Annotated in this window: 10 protein-coding genes; 8 read left to right on the top strand and 2 right to left on the bottom strand. The window is 55.6% G+C overall.

Features of this window, described 5'->3' with window-relative positions:
• The first annotated feature begins 5 nt into the window (after nt 1–5).
• Nucleotides 6–1,997, top strand: a complete 1,992-nt coding sequence (gene pbpC, locus DY250_RS12250; protein ID WP_115612524.1) for a penicillin-binding protein 1C — start codon at nt 6–8, stop codon at nt 1,995–1,997.
• Nucleotides 1,998–2,548: 551 nt separating this feature from the next.
• Here pbpC and hrpA read toward each other — a convergent pair.
• Nucleotides 2,549–6,457, bottom strand: a complete 3,909-nt coding sequence (gene hrpA, locus DY250_RS12245; protein WP_115612523.1) for an ATP-dependent RNA helicase HrpA — start codon at nt 6,455–6,457, stop codon at nt 2,549–2,551.
• 200 nt (nt 6,458–6,657) lie between these two features.
• Between hrpA and DY250_RS12240 the strand changes: the two genes are divergently transcribed.
• The 7 genes from DY250_RS12240 (at nt 6,658) to DY250_RS12210 (ending at nt 14,183) form a co-directional block, all read left to right on the top strand.
• Nucleotides 6,658–7,917, top strand: coding sequence for a lytic murein transglycosylase (locus DY250_RS12240; RefSeq protein WP_115612522.1), 1,260 nt, complete (start codon nt 6,658–6,660; stop codon nt 7,915–7,917).
• 55 nt (nt 7,918–7,972) lie between these two features.
• Nucleotides 7,973–9,016 (top strand): restriction endonuclease, encoded by a 1,044-nt coding sequence (locus DY250_RS12235; protein ID WP_115612521.1) that lies wholly within the window; start codon nt 7,973–7,975, stop codon nt 9,014–9,016.
• Nucleotides 9,009–10,682 carry a hypothetical protein gene (locus tag DY250_RS12230; protein WP_115612520.1) on the top strand — a complete coding sequence of 558 codons (1,674 nt, stop codon included), beginning with the start codon at nt 9,009–9,011 and terminating at the stop codon, nt 10,680–10,682. The genes DY250_RS12235 and DY250_RS12230 overlap by 8 nt, the downstream gene beginning before the upstream one ends.
• Nucleotides 10,675–11,097, top strand: a complete 423-nt coding sequence (locus DY250_RS12225; RefSeq protein ID WP_115612519.1) for a hypothetical protein — start codon at nt 10,675–10,677, stop codon at nt 11,095–11,097. Before DY250_RS12230 ends, DY250_RS12225 begins: the two co-directional genes overlap by 8 nt.
• 137 nt (nt 11,098–11,234) lie before the next feature.
• Nucleotides 11,235–12,323 carry a 3-dehydroquinate synthase gene (gene aroB, locus DY250_RS12220; RefSeq protein WP_115612518.1) on the top strand — a complete coding sequence of 363 codons (1,089 nt, stop codon included), beginning with the start codon at nt 11,235–11,237 and terminating at the stop codon, nt 12,321–12,323.
• Nucleotides 12,324–12,491: 168 nt separating this feature from the next.
• Nucleotides 12,492–13,580, top strand: a complete 1,089-nt coding sequence (locus DY250_RS12215; RefSeq protein ID WP_115612517.1) for a TerC/Alx family metal homeostasis membrane protein — start codon at nt 12,492–12,494, stop codon at nt 13,578–13,580.
• A gap of 24 nt (nt 13,581–13,604) precedes the next feature.
• Complete coding sequence (locus tag DY250_RS12210; RefSeq protein WP_006984429.1) at nt 13,605–14,183, top strand: TerD family protein; 579 nt, start codon at nt 13,605–13,607, stop codon at nt 14,181–14,183.
• Between the two features lie 53 nt (nt 14,184–14,236).
• On the opposite strand, the gene DY250_RS12205 is transcribed toward DY250_RS12210, so the two are convergent.
• Nucleotides 14,237–14,449, bottom strand: a complete 213-nt coding sequence (locus DY250_RS12205; protein ID WP_115612516.1) for a hypothetical protein — start codon at nt 14,447–14,449, stop codon at nt 14,237–14,239.
• Nucleotides 14,450–14,618 lie beyond the last annotated feature (169 nt).

The raw sequence follows: 14,618 nt of genomic DNA, 5'->3' as shown, positions 1-14,618 counted from the left end.
AACCAATGAAGCGCACCATTTTCCACATAATCCTCGGCCTTTGCCTGACAACCTTGCTCGCCCTCCTCACCCTGCTGCGTCTCGACCGTGCCTACCCGCCCGACATCCGCGCCTGCACCGACTACTCGCCCGTCGTCCACGACCGCCACGGCGCCGTGCTGCACAGCTATCTCACCGCCGACGGCAAACGCCGCCTGCCGCCGGGCGCCCTGCCCGACACCTACCAAAAACTCCTGCTCAACTACGAAGACCGCCGCTACTACGCGCACCACGGCATCGAAATCCGCGCCATCCTGCGCGCCCTGTGGCAAAACCTGCATGGACGGCGCACCGTCTCCGGCGCCTCCACCCTCACCATGCAGGCGGCGCGCCTCAACTACCACACCGCGCACGACCTCGGCGGCAAAATCAAACAAAGCCTGCGTGCCCTGCAACTCGAATACCACTACGACAAAGCGACCATCCTCAACTGCTACGCCACCCTCGCGCCAATGGGCGGCAACCTCGAAGGCATCCGCGCCGGCGCCTGGTACTACTTCGGCAAAGCCCCGGCCGAACTCTCCACCAGCGAAACCGCCTGGCTCATCGCCCTGCCACAATCGCCGAACCGCCTGGCCGACCCCGTCCGCGCCCGCGCCGCGCGCGACCGCATCCTCGACAGCGCCGCCGCGCGCGGCATCATCAGCCAGGAAACCCTGCAGAACGCCAAACGCGAACCGCTGCACCCCGCACCGCACCCCTTCCCGCAACACGCACCGCACTACGCCGCCCTCGCCCAGAAACGCGGCGAACACCGCACCACCCTTGACCGCAGCCTGCAAAGCCAACTCGAAACCACCCTCAGCGCCGCCCTCGAACAACGCCCGCCACGCAGCAACCTCGCCGCCCTCATCCTCGACAACACCAGCGGCGAAACCCGCGCCTACCTCGGCAGCGCGGCGTATCACAACAAAGAACGCCTCGGCGCGAACGACCTGCTCACCGCCATCCGCTCGCCCGGCAGCACCCTGAAACCCTACATCACCCTCTACGCGCTGGACCGCTACCGCATGCACCCGCAGACCCTCATCGACGACACCCCGCTTGAAGGCAGCTACAACCCGGCGAACTACGACCAACAATACCTGGGCCGCATCACCCTCGCCGAAGCCCTGCAAAAATCGCGCAACACCCCGGCGGTGCGCCTGCTGTCCCGCATCGGTGCCGATACCCTCGCGAGCTGGCTCGAAGAAAACGGCCTGCCGCTCGCCACCCTCGACAACAGCCCGCCCAACCTTACCCTGGCACTCGGCGGCGTCGGCATCCGCGCCACCGACCTCGCCGGCCTCTACCGCAAACTCGCCAACTGCACCTATCGCCCTGAACTGCCCGCACCGCTTGCCAGCCAGCGCGCCTGCCTGCAAACCAGCCAAATCCTGCAAAAAGTCGGCGACAGCCGGGGCGCGCTCACCTATGGCGCCGAACCCGTCGCCCTGAAAACCGGCACCGCCTACGGCTGGCGCGACCTGTGGGCCATCGCCTACACCCGCGACCACACCGTGCTGCTCTGGGCGGGACGCGCCGACGGCGGCTACAGCGACCAGCGCGCCAGCGCCGATGCCCTCATCCCCATCATGCGGCAAATCATCGCCTTCCTCCCCAACCCGCCGCGCCGCTACAGCGCGCCGAAAGCCGCCTGGAACACCAAAGGCGACACCGGCACGCCGCCGCCTGCGCCCGCCCTGCGCATCACCGCACCGGTGGACGGTGCCATCATCGAAAACCGGGGACAGGCCATCACCCTGCAAACCAACGGCAACAACCCGCCCTACCTGTGGCTGGTCAACCGCGAACTGCTGGGACAGAGCCACACCCCGCAAACCCTGTGGCAACCGGAAGGCGACGGCGACTACGATATCGAGACCACCGACCGCGCCGGCAACCACGCCCGCATCCATATCCGCCTGCAAAACCCGCAGCAAAAACCGGCCACGGTGAAACTGCAACCGGCACCATGACGGCGCGCCGAGCGGGATAAATACTGGGGGCGTGTAGGGTGGGCCTTGGCCCACCGCAAAACGATGTTGCGATGGCATGGTGGGCTAAAGCCCACCCTACGGTTTAAATCGCTGCCAAGCGGGATAAATGCTGGGGTTGCGTAGGGTGGGCCTTGGTCCACCGCAAAGCGATGTTGCGATGGCATGGTGGGCTAAAGCCCACCCTACGGTTCAAACCGCTGCCAAGCGGGATAAATACTGGGCTCGCCAAGCGGGATAAATACTGGGGTTGCGTAGGGTGGGTCTTGGTCCACCGCAAAACGATGTTGCGATGGCATGGTGGGTTAAAGCCCACCCTACGGTTCAAATTGCTGCCAAGCGGCGTAAATACTGGGCCCGCCAAGCGGGATAAATGCTGGGGTTGCGTAGGGTGGGCCTTGGCCCACCGCAAAACGATGTTGCGATGGCATGGTGGGCTAAAGCCCACCCTACGGTTCAAATCGCTGCCAAGCGGCGTAAACACTGGGCTCGCCAAGCGGGATAAAACGGAGGGCGGGTTTGTTCGGGTGGCGTTAGGGCAGTTTTTCTGCTGCCTCACTGAGGCGTTTGGGTGAGACTTTGAGGGTGCTGCCGGTTTCCTGGGCGTAGGTCTGGATGCGGTAGGCTTCAAGCAGGCGGTGGTAGTCCTGTATGGCGGCGTGGTGTGCGGCGGGGAGGCCGCGCGGGGTTTTCTGGTAGGGGTGGGCGATGCCGGTTTTTTGCATGGCTTGTTGCAGGCGGCTTTCCCACGGCGCGAGGTCTTGTTGGCGTTGCAGGTCTTTGAGCGGGTCGAGGCGGCTTTTTTCCAGGCGTTTTTGGGTGGCGAGCAGGGCGCGTTCGATGGTGTCCAGTTCGGCGGTCGGGGTGTCGCGGATGAATTCGGGGTAGATGAGGCGGGCGAGGTGTTGTTCGATGTCGTCACGGATGGCGGGTTGTTTGTGTTTGCCCAGTTGTTGTTTGGCGTCGCTGTAGGCGGCGAGGATGCGGGTGAGTTGGGCGGCAAGCTGGTTCGCGGCGGGGATGAGTCCGGCTTCGCCGCGGGCGAGGGCTGCTTCAAAGGCGGCGCGGCTGCGCGGTACGCCGTCGGCGAAGCAGATGTGTTCGAGCAGGCGGGCGGTGATGTCGTCGGCGAGTGTGCTGTCGCTGCCGATTTTGCGGTAGTGCAGCGCCATTTGGGTGTAGCCGGGCAGGTTTTTGCGCAGGTATTTGAGTTTGTTTTGGAGTTTGTCGGCGAGCAGGCTGTGTACGCCGGCGCGGTGCGCGGCATCGGCCCGCTGCGGGTCGTCGTGCAGGCGCAGGCGGCGTTCGCCGTTTTCGAGGGTGAGGGCGGGGTAGCCGGTGATGCCGTTCGGCAGGGTTTCTTGTGCGGGCAGTTCGTCCCAATGCCAGTCGTTGACGGGCTGGTCGCCGCCGTAGCGGCTGTGGCTGCGGCGGCGGAATTGGGCAGCAGCGCTGTCGCTGTACTGCGCTTGCAGGGCGGCGAGGTCGCGGCTTTCGGCGATGGTCTGGTTTTTGCCGTCAAGCAGGCGGTAGTTCATGCGGTGGTGGTCGTCGATGTTGAGGTTGTCGAAGGCGTCCAGCGGGATGTTGGTGCCTTTGATGGTGTGGATGGTGTTGCGGATGGCGGGCATGAGCGGGGCGTCGGGGGTGTCCTGGATGCGCGCGGTGATGGCGGCGGCGATGGTGGGGATGGGCACGAGTTGGCGCCGCCATTGTTTGGGCAGGGCGCGCAGGATGGCTTCGATTTTGGCAGGCAGCATGGCGGGGACGAGGCGTTCGTAGTCGGCGGCGTTGAGCGCGTTCAGGGCGGGGAGTGGCACGCAGAGGGTGACGCCGTCGGCGCTGCCGCCCGGTTCGAAGTGGTATTCGAGGCGCAGTTTTTGGCCGTGGTGGGTGAGGCTTTCCGGGTAGTCGGCGTCACTGGGGGTGTCGTCCACCAGCAGCAGGTCGGCTTCACGCATGGTGAGCGCCGCTTCGCCGTGCTGTTTGAGCCATTGTTCGAGGGTGACGGTGCTGTGTATGTTTTCGGGCAGGCGGGCGTGGTACCAGGCGGCTTGTTGGGCTTCGTCCGCCAGGATGCCCCGGCTGCGGGTTTTGTGTTCGCGTTCTTCGAGGGTTTCGATGAGGGCGCGGTTTTTGGCGATGACGCCGCTTTTGGTGTGGATGTCGCCGGGAACGAGGGCGTCCTGGATGAAGATGTCGTGGGCGAGCGCAGGGTCGTGGCGGGCGTAGGGAACGTTGCGTCCGGCGACGATGGGCAGGCCGTAGAGCAGGGTGGTTTGGGTGGCGAGGATGTTGCCGGCTTTTTTGCTCCAATGGGGGTTGGTGTAGGTGTGTTTGACGAGGTGGGCGGCGATGTGTTCGAGGTCAGCCAGCTGGATGGGGGCGCAGGTGCGCGCGTAGGTGCGCTGGGTTTCGACGACGCTGGCGGCCATGATGGCTTGCGGCGGTTTTTTGGCGAGCACGGAGGCGGGGTAGATGCTGTAGCGGGCGTGGCGCGGGCGCAGGTAGTCGCGGGTTTGTTCGTCCCAGAGGCCGACTTGGTCGAGGAAGCCGGTGAGCAGGGCGCGGTGCAGGGTGTCAAGTTGCGGGTTGTCGTAGGCGAGGCGGCCTTTGGCGCCGTCCGGCAGGTCGTTTTGTGGTGCGGGAGGGGCTACGGCATCAAGGTGCAGTTTTTGTTCGCGCAGGTCGCGGATGAGCTGGTTGGCGAGTTCGCGCCATTCGCGCATGCGTTGTGCGTTCAGGTAGTAGTTTTTGCACCAGGCGCGCAGGCGGTTGTTGCTGGCGGTGCGGCGTTCGCGCTGGTAGGCGGCGAAGAGGTTGAGCAGGGTTTGGTAGTCGCTGGTTTTGTCGGCGAATTCGCCCTGTTTTTGGTCGGCGCGCGCTTCTTGGCCGTAGGGGCGTTCGCGCGGGTCCTGGATGGAGAGGGCGGCGATGAGGATGACGGCGTCTTGCAGGCAGCCGGTTTTTTCGGCGGCGTAGATGATGCGCGCGAAGCGGGGGTCAACCGGCAGGTGCGCCATTTGTCGCCCAAGCGGGGTGAGGCGGCGCGCTTCGTTGGTGGCGCCCAGTTCGAAGAGCAGGCGGTAGCCGTCGTTGATTTGCCGCGCGTCGGGCGGGTCAACGAAGGGGAAGGCGGCGATGTCGCCCAGTTTGAGGACGAGCATTTGCAGGATGATGGCGGCGAGGTTGGTACGCAGGATTTCCGGTTCGGTGTAGGCGGGGCGCTGGCGGTAGTCGTCTTCGCTGTAGAGGCGGATGCAGATGCCGCTGGCGGTGCGGCCACATCTGCCGGCGCGCTGGTTGGCGGCGGCTTGCGAGATGGGCTCGATCGGCAGGCGCTGGGTTTTGGTGCGCAGGCTGTAGCGGCTGATGCGCGCGGTGCCGGTGTCGATGACGGCTTTGATGCGCGGCACGGTGAGCGAGGTTTCGGCGACGTTCGTCGCAAGCACGATGCGCCGCGCCGCTTGCGGGCGGAAGACGCGCTGCTGGTCGGCGAGCGAGAGGCGGCCAAAGAGGGGCAGGATGTCGGTATCGCGCAGTTGTTCGCGGCGCAGGCGGTCAGCGACTTCGCGGATGTCGCGTTCGCTGGGGAGGAAGACGAGGATGTCGCCGCGTCCGTGCTGGTCGAGTTCGGCGACGGCGCGGAGGATGGCGTCCGGGCTGTCTTCGTCTTCGCCCGGCGGGCGGTAGCGGATTTCCACGGGGTAGGTGCGGCCGCTGACGTTGAGGATGGGCGCGTTTTTGAAGTGGGCGGCGAATTTGTCGGCGTCGATGGTGGCCGAGGTGATGATGATTTTGAGGTCGGGGCGTTTGTCGGCGAGGCGGCGCAGGTAGCCGAGGAGGAAGTCGATGTTGAGGCTGCGTTCGTGCGCTTCGTCCACGATGATGACTTCGTAGCGGGCGAGGTAGGGGTCGGACAGGGTTTCGGCGAGCAGCATGCCGTCGGTCATCAGTTTGATGACGGTGTTGTCGCTTGTTTTTTCGTCGAAACGGACTTGGTAGCCGACGGCGGCGCCAAGCGGTTCGTCCAGTTCTTCGGCGATGCGGGCGGCGACGCTGCGCGCGGCGATACGGCGCGGCTGGGTGTGGGCAATCATGCCGCGCGCGCCGAGGCCGAGGGCGAGGCAGAGTTGTGGCAGTTGTGTGGTTTTCCCCGATCCCGTCTCGCCGCTGATGATGACGACCTGGTTGTCGGCAATCAGGCGGCGGATTTTGTCGGCAACCGCCAGTACGGGCAGGTTGGCGCTCAGTTTCGGCGCAGGCAGGGCGGCACGGCGCGCGGCGACCGCTTCTTGTGAGGCGGCGTAGTCAGCGGCAAAGCGCGCCCGCATCCGGTCGGCAGGCTGGCCGCGCCGCTCGCGTTCGCGCAGTTGGCGGTAGAGCTGTTGCAGGGGGTGGCGGTCCTGGCTGCGGACGGTGGTGAAATCGGGGGCGGTCATGGTTTATGCGGGGTGGGAAAAGCGGCGGATTATAGTCGCTTGCGGCGGGGGAGATTCTCGGGCTTTTGTTACTGGCGGGTGGTTTATCCGGTAATTGCACCGCGTGTGCCGTGGAAGCCGATCGTTTACAGACAACAAATTGCCGCCCCGTCCGTCTGCCATTATCCTAACCACTTCTTCATTTACGCCGGATTGCCGTCATGACCCTGTTCCGTTCCATCCTCGTTTTCGCCATTGCCTACCTGCTCACCGCCTGCGGCACGCGTCCGCCGGTCATGGTCGTTGAACCCGAACAACCACCACCGCTTGAGCCGGAAACCCCGCCGCCGCTGGCGCAGCCTGCGAACTTCGCCGAATGGCAGCAGGCATTCGCCCAGCGCGCCGCCGCTGCCGGTATCGCCGACAGCGACATCCGGCAACTGCTCGCCCGCACCCATTACGAAGAAAAAGTTGTCAGCGCCGACCGCAAACAGCCGGAGCTGAACAAAATGGTCTGGGCGTACCTCGACAATGCCGTCTCCAACGACCGCATCCAGAAAGGCCGCGCCCAGCTCTCCCGCTACCGCAGCCTCTTGCAGCAGATTGAAGCGCAGACGGGCGTCGGCGCGTCCTACATCGTTGCCTTCTGGGGTATGGAAAGTGCCTACGGCGCGAACACCGGCAACATCGACCTCATCCAGGCCCTCTCAACCCTGGCCTACGAAGGCCGCCGCCGCGATTTCGCCGAACAACAACTCATCGCCCTGCTGCGACTGATTGAGCGCGGCGACGTGAGCTGGGACGAACTGCGCGGCTCGTGGGCGGGCGGCATGGGGCATACCCAGTTCATCCCGACCACCTTCCTGCAATACGGCGTGGACGGCAACGGCGATGGCCGCCGTGACCCGTGGCAAATCGAAGACGCACTGGCATCCACCGCCAACTACCTGAGCAAATCCGGCTGGCAGCGTGGACACCGCTGGGGGCGCGAAGTGAGCCTCGCCCCCGACTTCGATTACCGCTACACCGACCAAAGCCTGCCGCTGGCGCAATGGAGCCAGCTTGGCGCGCGGCAAACCAGCGGCGCCGCCCTGCCGCAGGAAAACCTGCAAGCCACCCTGTGGCTGCCCGCCGGACACAGCGGACCAGCGCTCCTGCTCTACCCGAACTTCAAAACCATCAAGGTCTATAACAACTCATCCAGCTACGCCCTCGCCATCGGCCTGCTTGCCGACGGCATCAGCGGCAACAGCGGCAGTATCAGGGCCGCCTGGCCGCGCGACGAACAGGCGCTCAGCCGCGACGAAGTGCAACGCCTGCAACAGGCACTCACCGCCGCCGGTTACGACACCAAAGGCAGCGATGGCATCCTCGGCGCGAACACACGCAGCGCCTTCCGCCAGTGGCAGACCGCAAACGGACAAATCCCGGACGGCTTTATCAGCCAGCGCAGCGCAGCGGCGCTGCTTGACGGGTATTGATTATATCTAACAAATTGATAATATTAAGCATGCAATTAATTTTTGGAGGAAACATATGAAATATATACAAAAGATAATTTTTGGTAGTCCTGGTACAGGAAAGAGCTATTTAGTGGATAAAAATATTATCCCTAATGAATTAGGAATTAATATCTCTGAAAATCCAGAAAATGTTATTAAGGCGGTATTTCATCCTGAATACACTTTTGGAGACTTTATGGGAAAACTATTACCTATGACAAAGGCAGGGCAAGTAGAATATAATTTTTACGAAGGACATTTTTTGAAAGCTCTAAGTCAAGCATATAAAAATATTTTGAAAGTATATGATAAACAAGGAAATAAGGATGAAAGTAAAGAGATTGAAAACGTTATATTGGTAATTGATGAGATTAATAGAGGAAACTCATCTGCTATTTTCGGTTCTATATTCCAACTTCTAGATAGAGATAATGATGGGTGGTCAAGTTACAATACTAGTATTAATGGTATTATGTTTATTAGATTATTAGAACTAATAGGATGTAGTTTTACTTATGATAAGAATCAAGAAATAGATGAATATAGATTATTGCCTTATGATGGGGTTAAAAAATTAGAGACTCTTCAGAATAAAATTTCATTCTTAAATTTTGATTTAATTAATAAAACAATAAAAATACCACCTAATTTATCTATTGTTGCAACGATGAATACATCTGATAACTCCATATATCATATGGATTCAGCTTTTAAAAGACGGTGGGATTGGGAGTTTGTAGATATAGACTCTAATCTAATAAAAAGTCCAGGTAATGCATTTATAGATCGACAGGAGTGGGGAAAGTTTGTCAACAATATTAACGCCTTTATTAAAAATAATAATAATTATATTCGCGGAATAGAGGATAAACAAATTGGGAAATATTTCATAAAAAATGAAATAATTTCTAAAGCGGATATTCAGAATAAACTGATGTTTTTTATTTGGGATAGTGTTTTTTCTCGAGATAAAAAGCCGCTTATGGAGTTATTGAATAATAATAAACTAGTAACTTTTGGGGATTTTTCATCAAAGGTAGATGGTTTCATTAATGCTATAAAAGAATATCATGTTTGATTTTAATAAAATAAAAATAGTTAAAGGTGAAGAACTGGAAGGATATGGATCTTTTGTAGGAATTAGAAGAGATCGGGGCGGTAATTTGGTTTTTAGCCTTCCTAAGGGGTTTGATAATTTTGAAGAAACATATAATAATGTTAAAGAATTATTCTTTAGGATGTATAGAACATTTAAAAAATTTCGTTATATTTATACAAATAAATTAGATAATATTTCTGATGAAAGGCCACAATCTAAGGATAATTTAATAATAAATAATGATCTTTCATATAGATTTGTTAATAAAGAAAATAATGAAGAAGTAATTCTGTATAGCAAAATAGATGCTATTGATAGTATTATGGATCTCTGTAAAGAACTGGAAATTGCTACCTTAGTTAGGGAAATTGGACTAACAGAAGATGTAGACTATTCCAGAATAGATTATTTAATTGATAAGGGTATTTACCAAAAAAACAATGCCATATTTGTAGAGTTTTCATTAGATAAGAGAAATGTAATAAAGGATATTCCTTCAGACTTAATTGAGATGTACTGTTATATTTATAAAGAGCTTGCCGTTGAATTAAAAGTAGACTTGGATGTTGCTATAGCAGATATATCAGCATCTTTTTCTGCGAAATATCTCTCTTATAATCAAGGTTTATTTAATGAAAATTCTTTTATTTCTACTGTTTTAACACTCAAAGATGTTCTAAATAAAATACATAACTTAACACCATATAAAAATAATCACTATTGGTTGATTTATGAAGCGATAGAAAAATTTCTATATGGGGAATTAGAAGCAAATATAGATAATAATGAAGAAGGCTTCTGGGGAATTAATAATTTTTCTCAAGTCTGGGAAGATATGTGTAATTATTACATGGCAAGTAAGAGAGAAAATCAAAATATATTGTACTGCGATACTCTGACACCTATTAATAAAGAGGGATTAATAAAGAAAAAATTTGGCGGATATTGGGTGTATGTAAATAAAGATTTTTATAATCCTTTTTATATTGAATTTAATGACAAAAAACGCTGGATGCGCCCTGATATGGTTCTAGAGAATAGAGAAAAATTTTTAGTTAATAGTGAAATTGAGAAACTTTATAATGAAAGTATACGTAGACACATTAAAGAAAGTAGTTTTTCTCATATATATGAGGAAGTTAGATTTACACTTAGAGATGGATATCATTCTAACACATTTTTTGAATTTCTTGATAGATTACGTAGCAATCTTTTTCGCCAACATAAGATAATCTCCCGACAATCTCGCTTTCTTCCAAAAAATAAATACTCTTTTTCTATAAAAAATATAGAAAAAGATAAGTTAAGTTTGATGCTGGATAAATTTTTTCAAAAAGGAATGAAATCTAAAGATAGTAATCAAGCAGATATTTATATTATAGATTGGAAATATTTGCCACTCAATTTCTTTAATAAAAAATCTGAAAAATCAATGCTTGATATTAACAAGCAATTGGTATATGAATTTTGTCTTTCTAGTCAAGAAACTTACCAAGAAAAAAAGATAAGAAGTCAATTTGGATTGCCATTTTATACGAAATCACAAGATTATCCCTTTTTTGCGGCTAAAGAAACAAATATATCGGGCATTGAGATTATGTATGTAGATTTTTACATGATACAGGAGGTTTACTTAGATGCATGATACTTTTATAAGCAATTTTGTTATTGGAATAAAGTTGAATAAATGCAATAAAATATTTACTTGTCTATTTCAGAAAGAAATAGAAAAATTTCTATCTGCTAGAGATATTTATGATTTTGATATAGTACCCTTCGAGGAACAGATATCATTCAGTGATTTTTGTGGGAATAAGCAAGTAGAATTTGAATATTTTTATAAATACCTATTAGCAACAAGTAGAGAAAAAGAAAAAGTGGAAGTAAAAGTAAAAGTTTGTATTTCATTTGATAAAGAATTATGTAGTAAATTGTGTGATAAGACAAATAGATATTATAACTGTATTGCTATAGGCGGAGTTGAGAAAATTTACTTTTTATTCTTCAAATTAGAGGAGATCTATCATTTTTTATATTCAGATGATTTGATGGGATCATAAGAATTAAACAACTAATCTTTATCTAAGTATGATGGTGAAAATTATGGCAATTAAAGATCCTGAACTTTCGCTAGGCAAGATAGTCATACTCAATTTCTCTCCTCTAATATCACCCACATCCACACCATAGGAGCCCTATGAACACCCTCACCGTCAACCTGCCTGCCGGCGCCGCGCGCAGCTACCCCATCCACATCGGCCACGGCCTCCTGCACGACCGCGACCTGCTCGCCTCTATCATCCCGCAGCGGCAAATCTGCATCGTCACCAACGACAACGTTGCCCGCCACTACCTCGCCCCGCTTACTGCCGCCCTTGCCGACAAAACCGTCATCACCGTACACCTGCCTGACGGTGAGGCGCACAAAAACCTCGCCAGCTACGCACAAATCCTCGATGCCCTCGTTGCCGCCCGCTACGACCGCGATAGCCTCATCATCGCCCTCGGCGGCGGCATCACCGGCGACATTGCGGGCTTCGCTGCCGCCACCTACCAGCGCGGCATCACCGGCCTGCAAATCCCAACCACCCTGCTGGCGCAAGTCGATTCCTCGGTGGGCGGCAAAACCGGCGTCAACCACCCGCAGGGCAAAAACCTCATCGGCGCCTTCCACCAGCCGCAGGCCGTGCTCATCGATACCGCCACCCTCGCCACCCTGCCGCCACGCGAATATGCCGCCGGCATGGCCGAAGTCATCAAATACGGCCTTATCAACGACCCCAGTTTCTTCACCTGGCTCGAAACAAACCGCGACGGCATCCGCGCCCACGATCCCGCCCTGCTGGCGGAAATGATTGCCCACTGCTGCGCCAACAAGGCGGCGATCGTCGCCGCTGACGAACGCGAACAGGGCGTGCGGGCGCTACTCAACTACGGCCACACCTTCGGCCACGCCCTCGAAGCGCTGACCCATTACAAGCGCTGGAAACACGGCGAAGCGGTGGCCATCGGCAGCGTCATCGCTACCCGCCTTGGCGTCATCCTTGACCGCGTTAGTGACGCAGACGCCGTCCGCACCGCCGCGCTTTTTGCCGCTTACGACCTGCCGGCCACCATCCCGGCTGAGATCACCACTGCCGCCATCCTCGACAAAATGCAGCTCGACAAAAAAACGCGCGGCGGCATCCTGCGCCTTGTCCTGCCGCAACACTTCTGCGACAGCGGCATCGATGGCGGCGTCGCTGCGGAAGCCATCCGCCAGGCGATTGACGCTTGCCGCGCCTGAGCGGGTCCAGCATTTACGTCGCTTGGCGGGCGCAGGCATGATTTATGCCCTGGCCGATTCTCACGCTACGTTAACCACCGCTTACGAGAAAACCCGTACATTTTCAGTATAATGCGCGCCCCGCCGCCGCTTGGGCGGCGTTTTTCCCCACCTTTGCCAAGGAACCTCATGACAACCCCTATTGATGCCACCCACCACCTCGGTTTCCCCATTGAAACTGTGGCCGTTTTCGCCGTCCTTTCCATCGGCGCCATCTTCATCGACCTGCATGCACACCGCGATGACAAGCCGATGAGCCTGAAAAGCGCCTCGCTGTGGACGGTCTTCTGGATCGTTATCTCGCTCGCCTTTGCCGGCTTCCTCGCCTGGCACCACGGCGCGACGGCAGCGAGCCTCTTCATTACCGGTTATGCCCTGGAAAAAGTGCTTTCCGTCGATAACCTCTTCGTGATGATGGCCATTTTCACTTGGTTCAAAGTCCCCGAAGGCTACCGCCACCGCGTCCTTTATTGGGGCATCATCGGCGCCATCATCTTCCGCATGATTTTTGTCGCCATCGGTACCGGCCTGCTTGCCCTCGGCCCCTACGTCGAAATCATCTTCGCCCTGGTCGTTGCCTACACGGCGGTGATGATGCTGAAAAGCGGCGGCGATGACGGTGAAGAAATCGAAGACTATTCCGACCACATCGCCTATCGCTGGGTGCACCGCTTCTTCCCCGTGTGGCCGCGTCTCTACGGGCACAGCTTCTTCCTGAATGGCAACGAACTGGAAAAAGCCCAGGCGGAAGCGCCGACGGAGCACCTCGAACTCGCCGGCGAAGACACCAAGCACCCCGAACGCAGCCACCCGCAGGCGATGAAAAAAGGTGCCTGGGTCGCCACCCCGCTCCTGCTCTGCCTCGCGGTGATTGAAATCTCCGACGTGATGTTTGCCTTCGACAGCGTCCCGGCTGTGATTGCCGTGTCGCGCGAGCCGCTGATTGTCTATAGCGCGATGATGTTCGCCATTCTTGGTTTGCGGACGATGTATTTCGTGCTGGAAGCACTGAAAGGCTACCTCGTCCACCTCGAAAAAGCGGTCATCGTCCTGCTCTTCTTCATCGCCGCCAAGCTGGCCCTTTCCGCCACCAACCACCTTTTCCATCACGGCTTCGACATCTCGCCGGTGGCCTCGCTCATCGTCGTCCTCGTCGTGCTGGCCGCAGGCGTTGTTGCCTCGGTGCTCTATCCGGAAAAGGCGGAAGAGAAAAAATAACCCACTACCCGCAAGGAAATCCCCATGGCTATCTCCCTCAATAAAGGACAAAACGTCTCCCTCAGCAAAACCGACCCCAGCCTGCGCCAGGTGATGATCGGCCTCGGCTGGGACGCACGCAGCAGCGACGGGGCCGATTTCGACCTTGATGCCAGCCTGTTCATGACCGGCGACAACAAGAAAGTCCCCTCCGACGCCTACTTCATCTTCTACAACCAGCTGCGCTCGCCGGAAGGCGCGGTGGAGCACACCGGCGATAACTTGACCGGCGATGGCGACGGTGACGATGAAAGCATCCTCGTCCAGCTCGACAAGCTGCCGGCGAACATCAGCTCGCTCTTCATTACCGTTACCATCCACGACGCTGAAATCCGCCGTCAGAACTTCGGCCAGGTGAGCAACGCCTTCGTCCGCCTCGTCAATCACGAAACCGGACAGGAAGTGCTGCGCTTCGACCTCTCCGAGGATTACAGCACCGAGACGGCAATGGTCTTCGGCGAAATCTACCGCCGCGACGGCGAATGGAAATTCCGCGCCATCGGCCAGGGCTACTCCGGCGGCCTGTATGCGCTGTGCCAGCAGTACGGCGTGAACGTCGGCTGAAAACCGCCCACAAAAAATCCCCGCTCCGGCGGGGATTTTTTTATGCAGCACTGTTACTGCTTGTCTGCGTTATTCAGACGCTGCTGGGTATTCTCCAATCCCTTGTTGAGTTCTTTCTCCGCCTTGCCGACGGTTTCATCCTGGAATTTCAGCATGGGGTTGTCGGCGCGGGCCTCGGCCGATTGCGGGGTGGTTTTCGGTTTTTCGCTGTCGCAGGCGGCAAGCGCCAAGGCGCAGACGAACAGCAGGGCGGTTTGCTTGAACATCGGGTTCTCCGGTTGCGTGAAAGAATGCCGCCTGACGCGGCTGGATGACGGTCGCAGGCGCGGCACCGGCAGAAAAAGGAGATAAGCCGCCGGTGCCCCACCCGCAACCGTCGTCCCTACTATAACTATTACGACAGGAAAGAAAAAACACTTCTGCGCCGTTATCTTT

It is taken from the genome of Cardiobacterium valvarum (assembly GCF_900460955.1).
GTDB lineage: Bacteria > Pseudomonadota > Gammaproteobacteria > Cardiobacteriales > Cardiobacteriaceae > Cardiobacterium > Cardiobacterium valvarum.
This window is presented reverse-complemented; position numbering and strand designations above follow the sequence as displayed.